Source organism: Streptomyces sp. WI03-4A, assembly GCF_033792105.1.
Classification (GTDB): Bacteria; Actinomycetota; Actinomycetes; order Streptomycetales; family Streptomycetaceae; genus Streptomyces; species Streptomyces collinus_A.
Genome location: NZ_JARAUO010000001.1, coordinates 487,771 through 509,010 on the forward strand (window position 1 = coordinate 487,771; position 21,240 = coordinate 509,010).

General features: G+C 74.9%; 17 protein-coding genes. 11 read left to right on the forward strand and 6 right to left on the reverse strand.

Annotated elements, in window-relative coordinates:
- The first annotated feature begins 71 nt into the window (after window positions 1–71).
- On the forward strand, window positions 72–1,514 hold the full coding sequence (gene purB, locus PV343_RS02290; RefSeq protein ID WP_319145042.1) for an adenylosuccinate lyase: 1,443 nt from the start codon (window positions 72–74) through the stop codon (window positions 1,512–1,514).
- Window positions 1,515–1,567: 53 nt separating this feature from the next.
- Window positions 1,568–2,098, forward strand: coding sequence for a G/U mismatch-specific DNA glycosylase (gene mug, locus PV343_RS02295; protein WP_319145043.1), 531 nt, complete (start codon window positions 1,568–1,570; stop codon window positions 2,096–2,098).
- Here the strand turns inward: mug and PV343_RS02300 are convergent.
- From PV343_RS02300 to PV343_RS02310, 3 genes are read right to left on the reverse strand one after another with little or no spacing between them, the layout of a single operon-like run.
- On the reverse strand, window positions 2,059–2,502 hold the full coding sequence (locus tag PV343_RS02300) for a hypothetical protein (protein ID WP_319145044.1): 444 nt from the start codon (window positions 2,500–2,502) through the stop codon (window positions 2,059–2,061). The two genes, mug and PV343_RS02300, sit on opposite strands and share 40 nt — an antisense overlap.
- Window positions 2,503–2,543: 41 nt before the next feature.
- Entirely contained in the window at window positions 2,544–3,254 is a 711-nt protein-coding gene (locus PV343_RS02305) for an ABC transporter permease subunit (RefSeq protein ID WP_319145045.1), read from the reverse strand.
- Between the two features lie 2 nt (window positions 3,255–3,256).
- Window positions 3,257–4,177: an ATP-binding cassette domain-containing protein gene (locus PV343_RS02310; protein WP_319145046.1), complete on the reverse strand. Its 921-nt coding sequence runs from the start codon at window positions 4,175–4,177 to the stop codon at window positions 3,257–3,259.
- Between the two features lie 107 nt (window positions 4,178–4,284).
- On the opposite strand from PV343_RS02310, the gene PV343_RS02315 reads away from it, so the two are divergent.
- The 3 genes from PV343_RS02315 (at window position 4,285) to PV343_RS02325 (ending at window position 7,391) form a co-directional block, all read left to right on the forward strand.
- A complete protein-coding gene (locus tag PV343_RS02315) occupies window positions 4,285–5,439 on the forward strand; it encodes a sensor histidine kinase (protein WP_319145047.1) in 1,155 nt (384 codons plus the stop codon).
- Between the two features lie 17 nt (window positions 5,440–5,456).
- Window positions 5,457–6,110, forward strand: a complete 654-nt coding sequence (locus tag PV343_RS02320) for a response regulator transcription factor (protein ID WP_319145048.1) — start codon at window positions 5,457–5,459, stop codon at window positions 6,108–6,110.
- Between the two features lie 123 nt (window positions 6,111–6,233).
- On the forward strand, window positions 6,234–7,391 hold the full coding sequence (locus PV343_RS02325; RefSeq protein ID WP_319145049.1) for an ROK family transcriptional regulator: 1,158 nt from the start codon (window positions 6,234–6,236) through the stop codon (window positions 7,389–7,391).
- Window positions 7,392–8,574: 1,183 nt separating this feature from the next.
- Here the strand turns inward: PV343_RS02325 and PV343_RS02330 are convergent.
- Together PV343_RS02330 and PV343_RS02335 are read right to left on the reverse strand one after the other, a co-directional pair.
- Window positions 8,575–9,336: a GntR family transcriptional regulator gene (locus tag PV343_RS02330; protein WP_319145050.1), complete on the reverse strand. Its 762-nt coding sequence runs from the start codon at window positions 9,334–9,336 to the stop codon at window positions 8,575–8,577.
- Window positions 9,337–9,587: 251 nt separating this feature from the next.
- Window positions 9,588–10,472, reverse strand: a complete 885-nt coding sequence (locus PV343_RS02335) for an RNA polymerase sigma-70 factor (RefSeq protein WP_319145051.1) — start codon at window positions 10,470–10,472, stop codon at window positions 9,588–9,590.
- Between the two features lie 121 nt (window positions 10,473–10,593).
- Here PV343_RS02335 and PV343_RS02340 point away from each other — a divergent pair, with 121 nt between their 5' ends.
- Both PV343_RS02340 and PV343_RS02345 read left to right on the forward strand, forming a co-directional pair.
- A complete protein-coding gene (locus tag PV343_RS02340) occupies window positions 10,594–11,247 on the forward strand; it encodes an NADPH-dependent F420 reductase (RefSeq protein WP_319145052.1) in 654 nt (217 codons plus the stop codon).
- Window positions 11,248–11,353: 106 nt separating this feature from the next.
- Complete coding sequence (locus tag PV343_RS02345; protein WP_319145053.1) at window positions 11,354–12,184, forward strand: alpha/beta fold hydrolase; 831 nt, start codon at window positions 11,354–11,356, stop codon at window positions 12,182–12,184.
- Between the two features lie 425 nt (window positions 12,185–12,609).
- On the opposite strand, the gene PV343_RS02350 is transcribed toward PV343_RS02345, so the two are convergent.
- On the reverse strand, window positions 12,610–13,680 hold the full coding sequence (locus PV343_RS02350; RefSeq protein ID WP_319145166.1) for a DMT family transporter: 1,071 nt from the start codon (window positions 13,678–13,680) through the stop codon (window positions 12,610–12,612).
- Between the two features lie 113 nt (window positions 13,681–13,793).
- Between PV343_RS02350 and PV343_RS02355 the strand changes: the two genes are divergently transcribed.
- The 4 genes from PV343_RS02355 (at window position 13,794) to PV343_RS02370 (ending at window position 21,149) form a co-directional block, all read left to right on the forward strand.
- Window positions 13,794–15,236 carry a PLP-dependent aminotransferase family protein gene (locus PV343_RS02355; protein ID WP_319145054.1) on the forward strand — a complete coding sequence of 481 codons (1,443 nt, stop codon included), beginning with the start codon at window positions 13,794–13,796 and terminating at the stop codon, window positions 15,234–15,236.
- A 95-nt stretch (window positions 15,237–15,331) separates the two neighbouring features.
- Window positions 15,332–16,918, forward strand: a complete 1,587-nt coding sequence (locus PV343_RS02360; protein ID WP_319145055.1) for an alkaline phosphatase D family protein — start codon at window positions 15,332–15,334, stop codon at window positions 16,916–16,918.
- A gap of 170 nt (window positions 16,919–17,088) precedes the next feature.
- On the forward strand, window positions 17,089–18,495 hold the full coding sequence (locus PV343_RS02365; protein WP_319145056.1) for an SWIM zinc finger family protein: 1,407 nt from the start codon (window positions 17,089–17,091) through the stop codon (window positions 18,493–18,495).
- Window positions 18,492–21,149 (forward strand): DUF6493 family protein, encoded by a 2,658-nt coding sequence (locus PV343_RS02370; RefSeq protein ID WP_319145057.1) that lies wholly within the window; start codon window positions 18,492–18,494, stop codon window positions 21,147–21,149. Before PV343_RS02365 ends, PV343_RS02370 begins: the two co-directional genes overlap by 4 nt.
- Window positions 21,150–21,240 lie beyond the last annotated feature (91 nt).

Sequence of the window (21,240 nt, forward strand, 5' to 3'; positions counted from 1 at the left end):
CGCGTCTCGTAGCTTCCGACGAACGACCCCATGGCGCTGGCCTGCACGAATCGCCAGTAGAATCCGTCTACGTGACTTCAGCGCCCGCCAAGCCCCGCATCCCGAACGTCCTCGCCGGACGCTACGCCTCCGCCGAGCTCGCCACGCTCTGGTCCCCCGAGCAGAAGGTGAAGCTGGAGCGGCAGCTCTGGCTCGCCGTGCTGCGGGCCCAGAAGGACCTCGGCATCGAGGTGCCGGACGCGGCGCTCGCCGACTACGAGCGTGTCCTCGACACCGTCGACCTGGCCTCGATCGCCGAGCGCGAGAAGGTCACCCGGCACGACGTCAAGGCACGGATCGAGGAGTTCAACGACCTCGCCGGGCACGAGCACGTGCACAAGGGCATGACCTCCCGCGACCTCACCGAGAACGTCGAGCAGCTGCAGATCCGGCTGTCGCTCGAGCTGATGCGCGACCGCACGGTGGCCGTCCTGGCGCGCCTGGGCAAGCTGGCGGGCGAGTACGCCGAGCTGGTGATGGCCGGCCGCTCGCACAACGTGGCCGCGCAGGCCACCACCCTCGGCAAGCGGTTCGCGACCGCCGCCGACGAGCTGCTCGTGGCGTACGGCCGGGTCGAGGAGCTGCTCGGCCGCTACCCGCTGCGCGGCATCAAGGGCCCGGTCGGCACCGCGCAGGACATGCTGGACCTGCTCGGCGGCGACGCGTCGAAGCTCGCCGAGCTGGAGGACCGCATCGCGGGGCACCTGGGCTTCTCGCAGGCGTTCACCTCGGTCGGCCAGGTCTACCCGCGCTCCCTGGACTACGAGGTCGTCACCGCCCTGGTGCAGCTCGCCGCGGCGCCGTCGTCGCTGGCCAAGACGGTCCGCCTGATGGCGGGCCACGAACTGGTCACCGAGGGCTTCAAGCCGGGCCAGGTCGGCTCCTCGGCGATGCCGCACAAGATGAACACCCGCTCCTGCGAGCGCGTCAACGGCCTGATGGTGATCCTGCGCGGCTACGCGTCGATGACCGGCGAGCTGGCGGGCGACCAGTGGAACGAGGGCGACGTGTCCTGCTCGGTGGTGCGCCGGGTCGCGCTGCCGGACGCGTTCTTCGCCCTCGACGGCCTGCTGGAGACGTTCCTGACCGTGCTCGACGAGTTCGGCGCCTTCCCGGCCGTCGTCGCCCGTGAGCTGGACCGCTACCTGCCGTTCCTCGCCACCACGAAGGTGCTCATGGGCGCCGTGCGGGCCGGCGTCGGCCGTGAGGTCGCGCACGAGGCGATCAAGGAGAACGCCGTGGCCACCGCGCTCGCCATGCGCGAGCAGGGCGCCGAGCGCAACGATCTGCTGGACAAGCTCGCCGCCGACGAGCGGCTGCCGCTCGACCGCGAGCAGCTCGCGGCCCTGATGGCCGACAAGCTGTCCTTCACCGGCGCCGCCGCCGCCCAGGTCGGTGTCGTCGTCGGCCGGATCGACGAGATCGTCAAGCAGCACCCGGAGGCCGCCGGCTACACCCCCGGAGCGATCCTCTGACCCGCCTCACCCGGGCGGAACTGGAGGCCGCCCGCGACCGCCTCGTCCCGGACGTGGTCGCGGACGGCCTCCGTGTGCTCTTCTGCGGCATCAACCCGGGCCTGATGACGGCGGCCACGGGCCATCACTTCGCCCGCCCCGGCAACCGTTTCTGGCCGGTGCTGCATCTGTCGGGCTTCACCCCGCGGCTGCTGAAGCCCGCCGAGCAGCAGGAGCTGCTGACGTACGGGCTGGGGATCACGAACGTGGTGGCGCGGGCGACCGCGCGGGCCGACGAGCTGAGCGCCGAGGAGTACCTCGAGGGCGGGCGGCTGCTGACGGCCAAGGTGTCGCGGTGGCGGCCGGGGTGGCTGGCCGTGGTCGGTGTGACCGCGTACCGCGCCGCGTTCGGGGACCGCGGGGCTCAGGTGGGTCCGCAGGAGCGGACGGTCGGGGACGCCCGGGTGTGGGTGCTGCCCAATCCCAGCGGGCTGAACGCGCACTGGACGGCGGCGACGATGGCGCAGGAGTTCGCGCGGCTGCGGGAAGCTGCGGGCGCGGCGGATCAGGGCGGATCGGTGTCCGTCACCACGCCCAGGAGCTGAAGGGGCAGCTCCCGGCCCCCGTGGGACACGCCGAGGGCGACCCAGCGGCCCGAGTCCGCCGCCGCCCACAGGTGGAGGTCGGGCACGTGCTCGCTGAGGCCGGCCCACGGTTCGCCGACGTCCTCGCCCTCCATCGTCCGGACGAGTGCGCCGCGCAGACTGAAGCGGTGGGCGGGACCCCAACGCTCCGTCAGCCGCTCGGCCAGTCCGTCCCGGTCGGCCTCGTACTGGGCCGCCGTATCCTCCCACTCCGTGCCGTCGTCGTCCCAGAAGCCGTCGCTGGTCTGTAAGGCGGCTATGTGGTAGCCGGGGCCGCTCTCGCCGTGCTCCGACCTGCCGTGCGCGGCCGGGAACTCCCGGGCGCACAGCACGTCTATGAGGGTCAGGCACTTCGCGAAGTCCATGTGATCCAGTAAACCGGCCGCCACTGACAATTGGCGTGCCGTCAGGCGTCCCTGCGCCGCAGGCTCCACAGCCCGGCGAGCAGCGCGGCCGCCGCCCACAGCGCGGTCACCCCGAGCCCGGTCCAGGGCCCGAGGGCGCCGTCCCAGCCGCTGTGCAGGACCACTTGGCCGGCCCGGTCGGGCAGCAGGTCGGCGACGCCCGAGGACATGTCGCCGATGACGAAGGACACGATCAGCAGGAACGGGATCAGCACGGAGAGGGTCGCGACACCGCTGCGCAGCACGGCCGCGACGCCGGCGCCGAACAGGGCCATCAGCGTGAGGTGCAGACCGCAGCCGACGGCACCGCGCAGGCCCTCGCCCCAGCCCGGACCCGAGGAACCGAGCACGGCCTTGCCTACCAGCAGCGTGACCAGGCCGGTGAACCATCCGACGGCGAGCACGGGCAGCGCGATCGCCGTCGCCTTGGCGGCGAACCAGCGCCGCCGGTCGGGCACGGCCGCCAGGGACAACCGCAGCGCGCCGCCCCGGAACTCGGCGGACAGGGCCGTCGTACCGAAGGCGATCGCGGCGATCTGGCCGAAGCTGACGCCGAAGAAGACCGAGAACAGCGGGTCCGTGCCGTCGGCGTCGGCGGCCGCGAGCGCCGAGAACGCGGTGGTGACGACCGGGATCGCGACGAGGCCGCCGACGAGCGAGGGCAGCGTCCGGACCTTGATCCACTCGGCGTGCAGAGCGGGGGCGAACGACATGGTCAGGCCTCCTGGGGCTGGGCGGTGAACTCGGCTTCCGTGGCGGTCAGGTCGAAGTAGGCCTGTTCCAGGGTGGCTTCCTGGGCGGCCAGTTCCAGGACGGGGACGCCGGCCTCCGCCATGAGGCGGCCGATGTCGTCCACGCGTGCGTGGCGCACGGTCCAGGTCCCGTCGGCGGCCCGGGTGGCGTCGTGCCCGTGCCGGGCGAGCAGGTCGCCGAGCGCGGCCGCGTCGGTGCCGCGGACCCGCACCGCGGGCCGCACGCGCGCGTGGATGAACTCCTGGACCGGGGTGTCCGCGAGGAGCCGGCCGCGGCCGAGGATCACCAGGTGGTCGGCGAAGGCGGCGGTCTCGTTCATCAAGTGGCTGGAGACCAGGACGGTACGGCCCTCCCCCGCGAGCCGGCGCAGCAGGGAGCGGATCCAGACGATGCCCTCGGGGTCGAGGCCGTTGGCGGGTTCGTCGAGCAGGACCACCTCGGGGTCGCCGAGGAGTGCCGCCGCGATGCCCAGCCGCTGGCGCATGCCGAGGGAGTACGTCTTCACCCTGCGCCCGGCCACCTGGGCGAGCCCGGTCTCCTCCAGAACGGTGTCGACCCGGCCCGCCGGGATGCGGTTGGCTGCCGCCAGGGCGCGCAGATGGGCGTGCGCGGTCCGGGAGCCGTGCGCCGCCCGGGCGTCCAGCAGGGCCCCCACCCGGCGCAAGGGTTCGCCGAGTTCGGCGTAGGCCCGGCCGCCGATGGCCGCGGTGCCGGCGGTCGGCCGGTCGAGGCCGAGGACGAGCCGCATCGTGGTGGACTTCCCCGCGCCGTTGGGGCCGAGGAAGCCGGTCACACGGCCGGGGCGGACGCTGAAGGTGAGGTGGTCCACGGCCCGCCGGCTGCCGTACTCCTTGGTGAGGTCTCGTACGTCGATGCTGGTCATGGCTCCAGCCTGGCCGGGCGCGCCGCCCGGCTCCTCCCCCGCCGGTGGAGAGCGTCTCCCTCCCGCGGGGGAGGCCCGCTGTCACCGCCGCCTGCGACGATGTGCGCATGGCCCGCTTCCTTCGCCCGCTGCTGCGCGGGACGACGTACACGCGCCTGCTGCACCTGTGGGTGCCCATGCTGATGGAGAGCGTGTGGCTGTTCATCGACATGTCGAAGCCCTGGGTGCCCGCGCTCGTCCTCGTCCCGGTCGGGCTCCTGCCCGCCGTGCGGGTGGGCGAGGGCGTCCAGGCCCGGCTGCTGCTGACGCCCGGCACGGACGGGACGGGCATCTCGGTCACGCCGTCCGCGAGTTGGCGGGACCGGGGGCGCACGGTGCTGTGGCTGGAGCTGCGGATGCTCCTCGCGGTTCCGACCACGTTCGCCTCGGTGTGGCTGCCGGTCCTCACCTACGAACTGGTCCGGCTCGCGTGCGGGTACAGCGACCCCACCTCCCCGCTGCTGGCCTGGGCTCGGCCGCACTGGGCGTACGGACTGCTCGCCCCGCTTCCCCTGCTCGCCCTGTACGGGCTGGTGGTGGTCCTCGGCGCGCTGGCCACCGCCCTCGCCCGCCGGCTGCTCGGGCCGTCCGCCGCCGAGCGGCTGGCCGCCCTGGAGGAGCGCACCGAGCAGTTGCTGGAACGCACGCGCATCGCGCGCGAGTTGCACGACTCCATCGGGCACGCCCTGACGGTGGCGGTGGTGCAGGCGGGGGCGGCCCGGGCGGCGGGCGATCCGGAGTTCACCGGCCGGGCCCTGGTGGCCATCGAGGAGACCGGCCGGGCCGCCCTGGAGGACCTGGAGCGGGTGCTCGGGGTGCTGCGCGAGTCCGAGCGGCCGGCGAGCTCCCGGCCCACACTGGCCGACGCCGACCGCCTGCTGGACTCGGCGCGTGCCTCGGGCGCCAAGATGGACGCGGAGGTGAGCGGGCCCGTCGCGGCGGTGCCGGGGCCGGTCTCGCGGGAGGGGTACCGCATCCTCCAGGAGGCGCTGACCAACGTGCTGCGGCACGCGGGAGCGGTCCCCGTGCGGGTCCGGGTGGCCGTCGGCGACGGCACGCTCGTCCTGGAGGTCCGCAATCCTCTGGAGGCGGCGGTGCCCGCGCCGGGAGGGGGCAGCGGGCTGCGCGGCATACGCGAGCGCGCCGCCCTGCTCGGGGGCGACGCGCTCACCGGGCCGCACGAAGGGGACTGGCGGGTGCGCGCGGAACTGCCGCTCGGCTGACCCTCTAGGCTGGCCGGATGCCGGTCACCGTACTGCTCGTGGACGACGAACCCCTGGTCCGCGCGGGTCTGCGCGCCGTGCTGGAGGCGCAGCCCGACATCGAGGTCGTGGGCGAGGCGGCCGACGGGGCGGCGGTCATCCCGCTGGTGCGCCAACTGCGCCCGGACGTGGTCGCGATGGACGTCCGCATGCCGCTGATGGACGGCATCGAGGCCACGCGCGCGGTGCTGCGCACCGTCGACTCCCCGCCCCGCATCCTCGTGGTGACGACCTTCGAGGAGGACGAGTACGTGTACGAGGCGCTGCGCGCGGGAGCCGACGGGTTCCTGCTGAAGCGGGCCCGGCCGGCCGAGATCGTGCACGCGGTGCGGCTGGTGGCGGAGGGTGAGTCGCTGCTGTTCCCCGCCTCCGTGCGGCGGCTCGCGGCCCGGTACGGCGACAACCACCCGCCCCGGACGCGGCTTTCGGAGGCTGGTCTGACCGAGCGGGAGGCGGACGTGCTGCGGCTGATGGCACGCGGTCTGTCGAACGCCGAGATGGCCGCCCGGCTCATCGTGGGCACGGAGACGGTGAAGTCGCACGTGAGCGCCGTACTGGCCAAAGTCGGCGCGCGCGACCGCACCCAGGCGGTGATCGCCGCCTACGAGTCGGGGTTCGTCACGCCGGGCTGAGGCGGGGCCGGTCCCGGGGACGGGCGCCAGGTGTGTCCGCGGCTCGGGCGGCCCGGCACTCGCCGGGGTGCGCCGGGCCGAGTACGATCCGCCCAACACGCCCGCGAGCTGGAAGGACGGACGGTGGGGCAGCTGACCGGCGGCGATCCCTCGCTGCTGCGAAGGATCAATTCCGCGGTGGTGCTGCACGCGCTGCGCGCGACGGACTGCGCGACCCTCACCGAGGTCACCCGGGTCACCGGACTGTCCCGGCCGACGGTCGAGGGGGTCGTGGAGGGGCTGATCGAGGCCGGGCTCGTGGTCGAGAAGGCGGCCGAGGAGGGCACCGCACGCCGTCAGGGGCGGCCGGCCCGCCGGTACCGGTTCCGGGCCGAGGCAGGGCACCTGCTGGGCCTGGAGATCGGTCCCCACCGGGTCGCCGCGCTGCTGTCGGACCTGGACGGACGGGTGCTCGGCGCGCAGGCCAAGGAGGTCGACGAGACCGCCCCCGCGGACGAGCGGCTCGACCGGCTGCGCGGCGCGGTCGCCGAGCTGCTGCGCCGGGCCGGGGTGCCGCGCGGCTCGCTGCGGGCGGTGGGCGTGGGCACGCCGGGCATCGTGGAGGCCGGCGGGACGGTACGGCTGAGCACGGCGCTGCCGCAGTGGACCGGCCTGCCGCTCGGGGAACGGCTCAGCCGCTCCTTCAAGTGCCCGGTGCTGGTGGAGAACGACGCCAACGCGGCGGCCGTCGCCGAGCACTGGAAGGGCGCGGCGACGGAGACGGACGACGTGGTGATGGTCCTCGCCGGGCTCAGCCCGGGCGCGGGTTCGCTGATCGGCGGACGGCTGCACCGGGGATACGGCGGCGCGGCCGGGGAGATCGGCGCGCTGCACCTGCTGGGCCGGGAGGTGACCCCGGAGACGCTGCTGTCCACCACCGACGAGCCGCTGCACCCCCTGGACGAGCAGGCGGTGGCGGAGGTGTTCGCGCTGGCCCGCAAGGGCGACCGGCGGGCGACGGCGGCTGTGGAGCGGTTCATCCAGCGTCTCGTCCACGACGTGGCCGCGCTGGTGCTGGCCCTGGACCCGGAGCTGGTCGTGATCGGCGGCTGGGCGGCCGGCCTCGACGGCGTACTCGACCCGCTGCGCCGCGAACTGGCCCGCTACTGCCTGCGCCCGCCCCGCGTGGCCCTGTCCGTCCTCGGCGAGGCGGCCGTGGCGACGGGAGCGCTGCGTCTGGCCCTGGACCACGTGGAAGAACAACTGTTCGCCGTGGAGGGAACGGTGACGGCGCGTCGGTGAGACGGTCGGCGTCTGCGGGGGCGGAGGGGTGTGGCCGCTGCTGGACGGAGCTGGGCTCGGGGGATGCGGAGCGGGCGAGCTGAGCCGCGTCCCCGGGGTCGGCGGAGCGATAGGCAAAGTTACGTCCGGGAAGCCGCGCGGCACGGCACCGAGCCACGCCCGGGGGCCACGCGGGCACGAGGCGGAGCCGAGCCCCGGGGCGGCTGCACATTCGGCCGAACTACGTCCGGGAAGCCGCGCGGCACGGGACCGAACCACGCCCGGGGGCCACGCGGGCACGAGGCGGAGCCGAGCCCCGGGGCGGCTGGACATTCGGCCGAACTACGTCCGGGAAGCGGCGCGACACGGGACCGAACCACGCCCGGGGGCTGCGGGGCACCGGCTGAGCCGAGCCCCGGGGGCCACGCGGGCACGAGGCGGAGCCGCGTCGGGGGCTGAGGGGGCACAAAACGCAGCCGTGCCCTGAAGGGGGTCTTACGGGCCCGGCCGCCCTGCGAGGGCGCCGTGCCACGCGCGGCCAGGGCTCTCGATGCGCGGGGGCACAATGTGCAGCCACGTCCCGTGAGCCGCGCGGCGTTGCGGGCCTGCGTGCAGGGCGCCCAGGGCGGCGGTGGGTCGGCGCACGAGGCGCGTGCGGTCGGTGTGCGGAGGCGAGCTACGTGTGCGGGCGCGGGAGGCGCGGCCGCGTGTGCCCCAGGAGGCGAGCGACGCGCCGCGGCGCACGGCTCGCAGTGGAGGGGCGCGCGAGGTGGCCCTCCCGTGTCTGGGAGGCGGCAGGCGCGCACGAGATGCCGCTGCATCCGGGAGGCGGCGGGGCGCTGCCGGCCTCCGCGTCGTGCGCGCGCGGCGGTCGTGGGCCGGGAGCACGGGATGCATGCGGCCGGTGCGCTGAGTCGAGCAACACGTGCAGGCGCGGGACGCGCGAAGGCGCTGAGGCGCGTGACTCGCCGAGCCGAGCGCCCCGCGGAGACAGACGCCCCGCGGAGACCAGCGACGCTCGACGATCCGCAGCCAGCGGCCCGCGGCCCGCGGCCCGCGGCGGAAGGGCGCGCGAGGTGGACGGCGCGTGCGGGCCACAAGTGGCGGCGGCACGCTCGGCGGCTGGAGGTGCGGCGAGACGGCGGCGCCCCCGCACGCCTCGCGCCCCGGGGGGTTCCGGGGCGCGGGTGGGAGGTACGACGGGTCAGGAGGCCTGCTGCTCAGGGTCGTGGTGTATCTCGACTCCGGGCGAGTCGCCGAAGGTGAGCCGGCAGGTGTCGGCCCGGTACGTGGCCACGGAGAGCGCGGCGGTGCGGCCCTCGGCGAAGAACCGGGTGGTGACCATCAGGACCGGCGCGCCGGGCAGCCGGTCGAGGTCCTTGGCGTCGTCGGCGCGGGCGGAGCCCAGCTCGACGGCACGGTCCTGGCCCTCCAGCTCCAGGCGCTGCAGTTCCCGCAGCACCGCACGCGCGCGTGCCGGGCCGGAAGGCGCGTCGATCGCGGTGAGGTCGGGCACCGAGGCGGCCGGGATGTGCAGCAGCTCGGTGGCGACGAGCTGGCCGTGGGACATCCGGGAGCGGCGCACGATGTGCACGGCTTCGCCGGAGGGGATCTCCAGGGCCGTGGCGACGGCTGCGGGCGGCGCGGCCTGGACGCAGTCGACGGGCTGCCAGGCGTCGCCGCCCGCGCCCGGCCAGTCGTGCTGCTCGGTGCCGACGGCCACGCCGACGCGCGGGGGCGCGACGGTCGTGCCGACACCGCGGCGGCGCTGCAGCCGGCCCTCCAGCTCCAGCTGCTCGAGCGCCTGGCGGAGCGTCGCTCGGGCCACGCCGAAGCGGGCCGCGAGGTCGCGCTCGTTGGGCAGGATCTCACCGACCGAGAACTCGGAGTCCAGTGCCTCACTGAGCACGGTCTTGAGATGCCAGTACTTCGGTTCCGGCACCGATTCCAGCTGCGTGGTCCCCACCCTGTCCTCCGCAAGTGCCGTGGTCCGGCGGTTTTTAGCGCCCTTGTTTATTAAAGGTTGTTGCACTTATCTGCGACCATAAGGCGGCCGAAACCCTTGGTCAAGACCAATCCTCGATCCCCGGGGCGGCGCACGGGCGCGGCGCCGCGGAGCGTTCATGAGGCGTTCGCACGCCGCCGCACGGATGACATGACGGCGAAGCCCCCGTCTCACGACGGGGGCCCGGGGTGACGCGAAGTCCGGCGCGCGGCTCAGCGACCTGCCAGAGAGCCCATCCGGTCGGGGTTGCGCAGGACGTACACGGTGGTGATGACACCGTCGACGACGTCCAGCTGGAAGACGGTGTCGGGCTTGCCCCCCACCAGGGTGAGCACCGCGGGACCGCCGTTGACCTCCACGAGCCGGACGGACAGGTCGGCGGCGTTCTTGGCGGCCACGGCGGCCAGGAAGCGGCCCACCTTGTCGGCGGAGTGCAGGACGCGCACCGGTGCCTTGGCCTTGCCGCCGCTGTCGGCGACGAGCCGGGCCTCGGGGGCGAGCAGGGCCATGAGCCCTTGGAGGTCGCCCCCGGCCGCGGCCGCGAGGAACCGTTCGGTCAGGTCGCGCCGCTGGACCGGGTCGACGTCGTAGCGCGGCCGCCGCTCCTCGACGTGCCGGCGGGCCCGCCCGGCGAGCTGACGGACCGCGGCCTCACCGCGGTCGAGCAGGGCGGCGATCTCGGCGTACGGGTAGCCGAACGCCTCCCGGAGGACGAAGACGGCGCGTTCCAGCGGGGACAGGGACTCCAGGACGACCAGCACGGCGAGGGAGACGGAGTCGGCGAGCAGGGCGCGCTCCGCGGTGTCCGCGACGGAGTCGCCCAACTCGGTGACGTACGGCTCGGGCAGCCACGGGCCGACGTACGCCTCGCTGCGCGCCTTCACCTGGCGCAGCCGGTCGATGGCCAGCCGGGTGGTGACGCGCACGAGGTAGCCGCGCGGTTCGCGGACCTCCGCGCGGTCGGCGCCGGACCAGCGCAGCCAGGCGTCCTGGACCACGTCCTCGGCGTCGGCGACACGGCCGAGCATGCGGTAGGCGACCCCCATCAGGAAGGGCCGGTGTTCCTCGAAGACCTCGGTGAAGGTGTCTGCGCTCACCGGCCCATCCCAGCCGACACACCCACGGGTGTCCAGGGAGAATCGGCCCGTAGGGAACCGGGCGGGCCCACAATGTCCGCGGACCGTCGGTGGCCGGCGGCCGGGGTCCGGGAGGTGACCGATGCATTACGCGGTGCTGGGCACGGGCGAGGTGGGCCGCACGCTGGCCGGGCGGCTGGTGGAGCTGGGGTACGAGGTGACCCTCGGGTCGCGGTCGAAGGACAACCCGGTCGCGGTGGAGTGGGCGACGGCCGCGGGCGGCCGGGCGCACGCGGGCACGTTCGCGGACGCGGCGGCGGGCGCCGACGTGGTCGTGAACGCGGTGGGCGGCCAGGTGGCGCTCGACGCCCTGCGGGCGGCCGGGGCGGAGCACCTGGACGGCAAGGTCGTGATCGACGTGTCCAACCCACTGGACTTCGAGGAGGGCCGGCCGCGGCTGGACCCGGTGGAGTCGGACAGTGTGGGCGAGCGGATCCAGCGCACCTTCCCGCAGGCGCGGGTGGTGAAGGCGCTGAACACCGTCAACTGCCGGGTGATGGTGGACCCGGGGCGGGTGCCGGGCGACCACGCGCTGTTCGTGTGCGGCGCGGATCCCGACGCCAAGCGGCAGGTGGTCGTACTGCTCGGGGAGTTCGGGTGGCCCGCCGACCGGGTGCTGGACCTCGGCGACATCGGGTCGGCGCGGGCCATGGAGATGCTGCTGCCGCTGTGGCTCGGCCTCTTCCAGAAGTTCGGGCACGCGGACTTCAACTTCGAGGTGCGCCGGAAGGACTGAGCGGGATCCCGGGCCGTCCGGGCGGCGACAAGGGGCTACCCGTCGGTAGCAATTGCTGACAAGCTGTCTACGGCGTCCGTCAGCAGCCCAGACGAGGAGCACCCCCATGTCCGCCACCGTCTCCTTCAAGGTCCCCACCACGCACGGCCCGAAGGACGTGACCGTCTCCTACGCGCGCGTGGGACGCGGTGCCCCGCTGGTCCTGCTGCACGGCATCGGCCACCACCGGCAGGCCTGGGACCCGGTGGTGGACATCCTGGCGACCGAGCGCGAGGTGATCGCCGTGGACCTGCCGGGCTTCGGCGCCTCCCCCGGCCTGCCGGGCGGCCTGGCCTACGACCTCCCGACGACCAACTCCGTGCTCGGCGCGCTGTTCGAGGCCCTGGACCTGGACCGCCCGCACGTGGCCGGGAACTCGCTGGGCGGCCTGCTGGCCCTGGAACTGGGACGCGAGAAGCTCGTACGGTCCGTCACGGCCCTGTCCCCGGCCGGCTTCTGGACGGAGGCCGAACGGCGGTACGCCTTCACGATGCTGCTCACCATGCGCGGCATCGCCCAGCGCCTGCCGCTGCCGCTGGTGGAGCGGCTGTCGCGGACCGGAGCAGGACGCACCGCGCTCACCAGCACCATCTACGGCCGCCCCGGACGTCGTGCACCCGAAGCCGTGGTCGCCGAGACGCTCGCGCTCGCGGGGGCCACCGGCTTCGACGCGACCCTGCGCGCCGGCGCCACCGTCCAGTTCACCGACGAACTGTCGGGCCTGCCGGTCACCGTCGCCTGGGGCACCCGTGACCGGCTCCTGGTCCGCCGCCAGGGCATCCGCGCCAAGACGATCATCCCGCACGCCCGCCTGATACGTCTGCCCGGCTGCGGCCACTGCCCCATGAACGACGACCCGGCCCTGGTCGCCCGAGTCATCCTCGACGGCAGCCGCTGAACGGCTCCGCCGACGGAGGCGGAGCAACTGACGGACGCGGCCCGCTGACAGGTGCGGAGCCGCCATCCGTCGAGGGCCCACCGGCGGGTCGGGGCCCGCTGGCGGCGCGGGCCCCCCGGTGGGTGCAGGACCGCGGACGGACGCGGAGTCGCTGCCGGATGCGGGCCCACTGACTGGTGGGGCCGCCGCAGGACCGCGCGACGCTGAACGGCTACGGGTCCGCCGATGGATGGGTGGTCGTTGGTCGACGCAAGGCCGCCGGCGGGTGGGGGCCGCCGACAGACGCGGGACGCTCACGGTTACGGGTCCGCGGACGGGTGGATGGGCACCGGCGGAGGCAGAGCCCGCCGACGGACACAGGACGGCCGGCGAACGCCGAGCCGCCGACGGGCACCGCTCCGCCGACGGACGCGACACGCCGACGCTTACGGGCCCCCTGGTGGACGCGGACCCGCCGGCGGGTGGGTGGCCGCTGGCGGACGTGGGCCGGTGTGCGGGCTCGCGTTGTCAGAACTGCCGGTGGCCCCACGGAGTTCCGGCCCAGCGGCGTCGGGCGCCTCGTCCTGGCGCGCGGGGGGCCGTGGGGAGCCCGCGCGGTGGCTCGGTGCGTGCCGGCGTGCGCCGAGGGTGGTCAGCGCGCCCGAGCCGAGGGCGACGCCGGTGCCGACCAGGGCGCTGCCCACGGCCTGGGCGGGCCCGTAGGAGCCGGTGCCGACGAGCGGGGCCGTGCAGGCGGCCGCCACCGGGATGAGCCCGGAGAAGAGCGTGGCGCGCTCGGTGCCGAGCCGCTGCATTCCCCGGTACCAGCACACGAATCCGACGACGGTGACGACCACCGCCTGCCACAGCAGCGCGGCGGTCTCAGCCCCGTCGGGAACCCGCAGCCAGGCCCCGCCGTCCGCGACCGCGCCGACCAGCGCCGCCTCCACCGCGGCGACGGCGCACACCGTCGCGGACAGGGTCAGCGGTCCGAGCGGCCGCAGCACCGGCACGGCCAGCACCGCGAACCCCACCTCGCCGACGAGTGCGCACAGCGAGAAGGTGATCCCGGCGGCGTCCGTACGACCCCAGCCCTGCACGGTGAAGGCGCCGGCGGCGACGAGCGCGGCGCCCTGGAGCACCACCGGCCGGGGGCGGCGCCCGTCGAGCAGCGGGACCAGGACCGCCACCACGACCGGGGCGCAGCCGACGAAGACCCCGGGCACCGCGGGTTCGGCGCTTCGTTCGGCGGCGAGGACGGCCAGGTTGAAGCCGACCATGCCGACGGCCGCGAGGAGCGCCAGGCTCCCCCACCGGGCGGCGCCGAGCGCGCGTACCCGCCGGACCCCGTCCCGCCCGGCGACCGGCGCGAGCAGCGCGAAGGCCAGGCCGTAGCGGAGGAACTGGCCCCCGGCGTACGGGTAGTCGGCCAGGACGCTGTTGGCGGTGAAGGACACGCCGACCAGCACGCAGGCGAGCGCGGCCAGGAGCGCTCCCCGGGCCGTGTGGTTCTTCATGGTGTTGTTCGTGGTGCCCTTCCCGGGTGCGTCCGTCGGCCTCGTGCGGGTCGTGGTGGCTCTCATGACGGTGACGCTAGGCAGCGCGGCGGCCCGGTTTAAGGTCCACTTCCATGACGTCATCGGGGACCAATCCGCCCGGGCCCGGGGGTTCCGCCGCGTGGGAACTGCTGCTGCCGGCCGCCTCGGCGCCGGCACGCGCGCGTGGCCGAGCCCTCCAGGCGGCCCTGCGAGAGGCGGTCAGGGCGGGTCGGCTGGTGTCCGGCACCCGCCTGCCCTCCAGCCGCGACCTGGCCGCCGACCTCGGCGTGTCACGGGGCCTGGTCACGGAGGCGTACGAGCAGCTCGTCGCCGAGGGGTATCTGCGCAGCGGCCGTGGGGCGGGCACGTGGGTGGGCGACGCGGTCCGGGCGGCTCCGGCACGCGCGCGTGACGGCGCTTCCCGTCACGCGGGCGCAGAAGTCGACTTCGTGCCGGGCACACCGGACCTGTCGCTCTTCCCGCGTGCCGCCTGGGCCGCGGCGCAGCGCGCCGTGCTGGCCGGGCTGCCGCACCACGACCTCGGCTACCCCGACCCGCGCGGACTGCCCCGGCTGCGCACCGCGCTGGCCGAGCTGCTGACCCGCCGCCGGGGCGTGGTGGCCGACCCCGAGCGGATCGTGGTGGTCTCCGGCGTCGCCCAGGCGGCGAGCCTGCTCGGCGGCGTCCTGCACGCGCGCGGGCTGCGCGAGATCGGCGTCGAGGACCCGGGCAGCCCGCAGCACGGCGCCCTCTACGGGGCGAGCGGCCTGCGCGCCGTACCGCTGCCGCTGGACGCGGAGGGCCTCGCGCTGGAGCCGCTGTTCGCGTCCGGTGCCCGGGCCGTGGCGACGACGCCCGCCCACCAGTACCCGACCGGCATCGCCTGTACGGCGGCCCGGCGGACCGGGCTGCTCGACTGGGCGCGGTCGGTGGACGGCCTGGTGCTGGAGGACGACTACGACGGGGACTTCCGCTACGACCGGGCGCCCGTGGGCGCCCTCCAGGGGCTCGATCCCGACCACGTCGCCTACCTGGGTTCGGTCAGCAAGTCGCTCGCCCCCGGGCTGCGGCTCGGCTGGCTGCTGGTGCCCGGCGCGCTGGCGGAGGAGGTCGTGGAGCGCAAGCGCAGCACGGACCTCGGCCATCCCTCGCTCGACCAGGCGGTGTTCGCGCGGTTCGTGGAAAAGGGCGACTACGACCGGCAGTTGCGCCGCTGCCAGCGGGCCTACCGGGAGCGGCGCGACGCCCTGGTGGCCGCACTGTCCGAGCACTTCCCCGAGGCCAGGGTCTCCGGGATCGCCGCGGGCCTGCACGCCGTGGTGGAGCTTCCCGAACGGTACGGTCCGGAGGACGGCTTCCTGGCACGGGTCGCTGCCGCCGGGGTCGCCGTGCGCCCGCTGAGTGCCTGCACGCACGCGCGTACCGGTGCCCCCGGAGTGCGCCTGGTGCTCGGGTACGCGCATCTGCCGCCCGCCCGGATCCGGGCGGGGATCGAGCGGATGGCGACGGCGCCGGCCGGCCGGTCCGCGCCGTAGGGCCTGTTGTTCACCTGTGGTTCGCGTGCCCGCCTCGGCGCGCCAGTAGGTGTGACTGTGCACACCGGCCGGATCATGTCCCTGGAGGCGCAGCCATGTCAGACCGTCAGTTCCCCGGCCGCCGCAGCGTGCTGCGCGGCTCGCTCGCCGCGTCGGCGGCCCTGACCCTGCCCGTGGGCCTCGGCGCCGCACCGGCGTTCGCCCGTTCCGGCCGCCCCGAGGCGGGCTGGGGTGTGCAGACGGGCGACGTGACCACCGACTCCGGCCTGGTGTGGGTGCGCGCGGACCGCCCGGCCCGGATGATCGTGGAGACGTCGGCGACCGGGTCGTTCCGCGCCCCGCGCCGCTGGCACGGCCCGCTGCTGGGCGCCGGCACGGACTTCACCGGCACCACCCGGCTGCACGGCCTGCCTTCCGGGGAGCAGATCCACTACCGCGTCCTGCTCGCGGACCCGGACGACCCGCGCCGTACCGGTGAGCCCGTGACCGGTACCTTCCGCACCGTCTCCCGGCGCCGCCGGGACGGTGTGCGCTTCCTGTGGTCGGGCGACCTGGCCGGCCAGGGCTGGGGCATCAACCCCGACCGGGGCGGCTACCGCATCTACGACGCGATGGCGAAGCTCGATCCCGACTTCTTCCTGTGCAGCGGCGACAACATCTACGCGGACGGCCCGATCGCCGCGACGCAGGCCCTGCCGGACGGAGGCACCTGGCGGAACGTCACCACCGAGGAGAAGGCGAAGGTCGCCGAGACGCTCGCGGAGTTCCGGGGCAACTTCCGCTACAACCTGCTCGACGCGAACCTGCGCAGGTTCAACGCCCAGGTGCCCTCCATCATCCAGTGGGACGACCACGAGGTCCGCAACAACTGGTACCCGGGCGAGGTGATCGCCACCACGGACACCCGGTACACCGAGAAGAGCGTCGACGTGCTCGCCGCCCGCGCCCGGCGGGCGTTCGGCGAGTACTTCCCGATCTCCACTCTGCGGCAGGGCGCGAAGGAGGGCCGCGTCCACCGCGTGCTGCGCCAGGGCCCGCTGCTGGACGTGTTCGTGCTGGACATGCGGACCTACCGCAACGCCAACTCGCCCGACGACCAGACCGTCGACCCGCAGGGCATCATGGGCCGGGAGCAGCTGGAATGGCTCAAGCGCGAGCTGTCCCGCTCGCGCGCGGTGTGGAAGGTGATCGCCGCGGACATGCCGATCGGTCTCGTCGTGCCCGACACGACGGAGGGCCGGCCGAACTTCGAGGCGGTCGCGCAGGGCGACCCGGCGGCGCCGCTCGGCCGTGAGCTGCAGATCGCGGAGCTGCTGCGGTTCGTCAAGCACCGGCGGATCACCGGCACCGTGTGGCTGACGGCGGACGTGCACCACACCTCCGCCCAGCACTACCAGCCGTCGCGGGCCGCGTTCACCGACTTCGAGCCGTTCTGGGAGTTCGTCTCCGGGCCGCTGAACGCCGGTGCGTTCCCGGCCAGCGCGCTGGACGGCACGTTCGGTCCCGAGCGGGTGTTCGTGAAGGCGCCGACCGCGTCGAACGTCTCGCCCGCCGGCGGGTACCAGTTCTTCGGCGAGGTCGACATCGACGGCGACAGCGGCGAGCTGACGGTCCGGCTGCGCGAACAGGACGGCACGGTGCTGTTCACGCAGACGCTGCGGCCCGGTCTGGTCGGGCAGTAGGGCACCGGAGGGGCGGCGGGTCCCGTACGCTCGGAGCCGTGCCGCGCACCGGCGTCATCCCCCGGTGCGCGGCCCCGGACGCCACCGGCGGCCCCGCGGCCAACTCCCCCGCCTGAACGACGTTTTCGCAGGTCAGGTCCATTGTCAGTGGTCGCCTCTACGGTTTTTCCATGACGCGATCACTGCAGGCCGTGGCCTACCGCCGACCCTCCGCACTCGAGTCCGCGGCGGACGGGCGCCACCTCGGTCTGGAGACGTCCCGGGGCGCGACGCCCACGGGTCTCCAGGACCATCCGGGGTTCTTCTCGGGCTTCGTGACCTCGCCTCAGGTCGCCGCGGCGGCGCTGCTGGCGGTGGCCGATGTGGCGGCCGCGCGCTACTACCAGCCGCAGCTGCGCGCCTCGCTCGACCCGGTGGTGACGGGCAACGGCGACCGGCTGCGCTTCGAGTCCTTCTCCGGCTGCGGCGGGGTGTACGCCCGTCTTGACGTCCTCACCCCGGGTCTCGACGGCGGCGAGGTGGGGCACGGCACGACGAACGTGGACGTCAACGACCCGCTGCGCGAGGCCCTGTCCCGGATCGGCTCCGACGACCCGCTGCATCTGCGCGTCGGTCCGGACGAGCTGGCGGTGACCACGCTGGACGGTCCGGTGGTGGAGAAGAAGGTCCCGCTGCCCGACCGGTGGCTGCGCGGCTTCGCCGAGGCCCAGGTCATAGCGGCCGGGTTCGACCTGCGGGCGGAGCTGCCGGCGGACGAGGCGGTGCGGTTCCTGCGCGGGCTGCCCAAGGCGGGCGGGGCGCGGCGGTCCGGCGCGGGGCCCCGCTGGGTGGTTCCGGTGGGCCGCGGGCTGCGGCCGACGACGCGGCCGGTGCCGGGCGCGGTGTGCCTGCCGGGTCCCGAGCGGTTGGCGGCGCTGCAGCGGGTGCTGCGGCACGCCACGGCCCTGCGGGTGTACGGCCCGGCGGTCGGTGCCGCCGCTGCCGAGGCCGCCGCCTGGGAGGTGGTCCTGCCCGGCATGCGGCTCACGCTCACCCTGTCCCCGCACCCCTCGCGCGGCTTCTCCGGCGAGGGCGGTGTCCTGGACGCCCTCGCCACCGAGGAGGCCGCCGGGGACGCGGAGCTGATCGCCGTGCTGCTGGCGTGGGAGCCCCGCGTCGACGTGGCCGACCTCGCCGCCTCCTCCGGTCTGACGCCCGAGCGGGTGCGGGCCGCCCTGGTCCGCCTCGGCACCTCGGGCCGCGTCGGCTACGACACGGCGGAGGCGGCCTACTTCCACCGTGAGCTGCCCTACGACGCGGAGCGCGTCGAGAAGCACAACCCCCGGCTGCGCTCGGCCCGGGCCCTGGTGGCGGCAGGCGCGGTGCGCCTGGACGGCCCGCTCGCCACGGTGACCGCCGAGGACGGGCACGCGCACCGGGTGCGGGACGAGGCAGGGGTGCTCACGTGCAGCTGCCTGTGGTGGGCGAAGTACCGGGGCGGACGGGGGCCGTGCAAACACGCGCTCGCGGTACGGATGGTGCGGCGGGGCGCCACGACCGAGCAGATGCCGGCGGTCGTCGGTGGGGGTGCGCGATGAACGAGCTGATGGAAGCGGTACGGGCCGGGCGGACGGCGGAGACGCTACGGCTGACGGCGCGCCTGACGGACGCCGAACGGCGTTCCTGTCTGTCCGGGCTCAAGGAGCTGCGCAAGGAGCTGCGGAAGGTCCCGGCGTGGGAGAACCGGTCCATGAAGGTGCTTCCGGCGCTGCACCTCGCCGGAGCGGCCTGCCACACCGGAGCGGCCGCTGCCGCCGCCTGGATCGCGGCGAGCGACCTGCGCTGGAACCAGGCGCCCACCGACGCGCTGCTGCGCGCGCTGGAGGGCCGGGACACCGGCTGGCTCGCCGACGTGGCGCACCGGCTGGCGCAGCGGCCCGAGTCCGCGGGCGTGCCGTACGACCTGATGGCGGCGCTGGTGGCCCGGTCGGGGTGCGAGGTGCCGGTGACCGACCCCTATGTGACCGGATGGGTCCGGCACGTGGGCACCGGCCGGTACCGGAACCTGGTCGACCGGCTCCGCCGCGAGCCGAACCTGGCCCCGCTGGTCGGCGGGCTGTTCACGCTCACTGATCTCAGCGAGATCCGCTGGCTGTTCGGTGACGGGCCCGACTCGTGGCAGAGCGCCCTGGCCGCCCTGGCCCGGGAGGGCCTGCTGGACCGCGCGAGCCTGGTCGACGCCTGTGTCGCCCGGCTGCTGCGCGGCGGCGGCCCCACCGACCACCGGACCTTCCTGCCGCTGCTGACGGAGCTGGCGCTCACCCGGGAGGAGCAGCGGGCGCGGATCCCCGACTGGACCGCGCTGGCCCGTGACGCGGTCTCCCCCGTCGCCGCCCACGCCCAGGCGGTGCTCGCCGGCCTCGCGCTGGACGGCGGGCTGACCTCGCGCCAACTCGCCGAGGCCTCCGAGGGTCTGCTGTTCCGCGCCGAGAAGAAGCTCGTACGGGCCCAGCTCGTGCTGCTGGGCAAGGTGCTGTCCCGGGACGCCGGCGCGGTGGCGGAGCTGCTGCCGGTCGTTGCCCAGGCGTTCGGGCACGAGGACAGCGAGATGCAGGAGCGTGCGCTCAAACTCGTCGAACGCCATGCGAAGCGGCTCGACGGCACCGAGGCGCGCGACGGGCTGGCCTGCCTGGTCACCCAACTCGTCCCGGCTCTGCGCACGCGGGCGGCCGCCGTGCTCGGCGTCGCCGCGGACACGGTGGAGGAGGTGTCCGAGGAGGTGCTGCCGCCCGCCCCGGAGCCGGTGCGGTCGGCGCCCGCGCCCCGGACGGCCGAGGAAGTGGCCGAGGAGGTGGGCGCGCTGCTGGCCACCGACGGGGACGTGGCCGCCTTCGAGCGGGCACTGGACGGCCTGGTGCGGCACACCCACCAGGACCCGGAGGGGCTGCGCGCGGCGCTCGCCCCGGTGCTCGCGACCCGCTGGTGGACCCAGGCCGAGCAGCGGCACTGGTACAGCCGGGAGGACCTGTTCGGCAACACCCGCTACGGCCTGCTCACCGCCCAGGAGGGTCTGGAGCTGCTTCTCGCGACCCTGCACGGCGCGGTGAGCACGCACACTCTGCGCGAGGCGATGCGGCGTCCGACGAGCGAGTACGAGTGCGCGCACAGCGGCCTCTCCCGGGTCTTCGACGCCCGGCTGCGGGAGGTGGCCTACCGGCTGCGCACGGACCCGATGCCGCTGCTGCTGGCCACACCGTCCTGGAGCACGGGGCTGCTGGAGCCGGAGGAGCTGGTGGACCGGCTCGCCGAGTACCGGCGGCTGGACGCCCGGGTGGGCGCGAGCGACTTCGCCCAGGCGCTGCTGCGGGTGCGCCGGGACGACCGTGCGGCGGCCGAGCAGGCGGCGCGGCGGGCGAGAGCGCTCGGCACTGCGGAGGGGACGCGGCTGGCGCGCTGGCTGGGCACGGCGAACAACCTCCCGTCGGCCAGGCGGCGCACCAAGGGCGTCCGGATCCTGCTGGAAGCGGCCGAACTCCTGGAGCTGCAGGACGGTTTCCCGCAGGAGTTCCACCGGCTCGGCCGGCCGATGTCGGTGTTCGCCGGCCGCTGGCACTGCGCCCACTGGGACCAGTCGATACGCGGGCACTGGCTCGCCGTGCTGCCGGAGCGGCGCGAGATGGTCGCGGCGCGGCTGCTGGGCGACCTCGCGGGCACGGCGGTGGACGACCAGCGGGGCGCCGCCGTCCTCCCGCTGCTCGCCGAGTCCGGCGGCCAGGCGGGCGAGGCGGTGCACCTGTGCGTGGCGTACGGGCTCGGTGCCCGGCACGCGGAGGACCGGCTCGCCGCCGTGGACGCCCTGCTGGTGCTCGCCGCACGCGGGGAGCTGGACGCGGCCCGGCTGGGATCGGACCTGGGAGAGCTGGTGGGGCGGGGCGCGGTGAAGCCGCAGCGGCTGGCGGACTCGGCGCGGACGGCGGCGGCGACCGGGGCCAACGCGACGATGTGGGAGATGCTCCGGCACGTCCTGCCGGTGCCGCTGGCCGGCCTCACGGGCGCCCGTCCGGAGGCCGCCGCGGTGGCGGCCAGGGGCCTCGGTGACCTGCTGGCGGTGGCGGCGGAGTGCGCCGAGCGGTCCGGGGCGAAGGGCGAGGTGCCTCACCTGGCGGCGGCCGCCGCCCGGCGCGGTTCCTCCCGTCTGGTCACCCAGGCCCGGCGGCTGCGGGACGCGCTGGCCGAGGAGGTGGCCGCCTGATTCACCTCGGCGACAGCCGCCGTACCGGCAACGGCTGCACCCCGCAACTATAGAAAGCGCAATAAAAAGGGCGGAAGCATGCTTTACCCAT

What these genes read in the sequence shown, in the direction of transcription:
- PV343_RS02300 (WP_319145044.1), bottom strand. Translation starts at nt 2,502, where the DNA reads ATGGACTTCGCGAAGTGCCTGACCCTCATAGACGTGCTGTGCGCCCGG.
- PV343_RS02305 (WP_319145045.1), bottom strand. Translation starts at nt 3,254, where the DNA reads ATGTCGTTCGCCCCCGCTCTGCACGCCGAGTGGATCAAGGTCCGGACG.
- PV343_RS02310 (WP_319145046.1), bottom strand. Translation starts at nt 4,177, where the DNA reads ATGACCAGCATCGACGTACGAGACCTCACCAAGGAGTACGGCAGCCGG.
- PV343_RS02315 (WP_319145047.1), top strand. Translation starts at nt 4,285, where the DNA reads ATGGCCCGCTTCCTTCGCCCGCTGCTGCGCGGGACGACGTACACGCGC.
- PV343_RS02320 (WP_319145048.1), top strand. Translation starts at nt 5,457, where the DNA reads ATGCCGGTCACCGTACTGCTCGTGGACGACGAACCCCTGGTCCGCGCG.
- PV343_RS02340 (WP_319145052.1), top strand. Translation starts at nt 10,594, where the DNA reads ATGCATTACGCGGTGCTGGGCACGGGCGAGGTGGGCCGCACGCTGGCC.
- PV343_RS02345 (WP_319145053.1), top strand. Translation starts at nt 11,354, where the DNA reads ATGTCCGCCACCGTCTCCTTCAAGGTCCCCACCACGCACGGCCCGAAG.
- PV343_RS02350 (WP_319145166.1), bottom strand. Translation starts at nt 13,680, where the DNA reads ATGAAGAACCACACGGCCCGGGGAGCGCTCCTGGCCGCGCTCGCCTGC.
- PV343_RS02355 (WP_319145054.1), top strand. Translation starts at nt 13,794, where the DNA reads ATGACGTCATCGGGGACCAATCCGCCCGGGCCCGGGGGTTCCGCCGCG.
- PV343_RS02360 (WP_319145055.1), top strand. Translation starts at nt 15,332, where the DNA reads ATGTCAGACCGTCAGTTCCCCGGCCGCCGCAGCGTGCTGCGCGGCTCG.
- PV343_RS02365 (WP_319145056.1), top strand. Translation starts at nt 17,089, where the DNA reads ATGACGCGATCACTGCAGGCCGTGGCCTACCGCCGACCCTCCGCACTC.
- PV343_RS02370 (WP_319145057.1), top strand. Translation starts at nt 18,492, where the DNA reads ATGAACGAGCTGATGGAAGCGGTACGGGCCGGGCGGACGGCGGAGACG.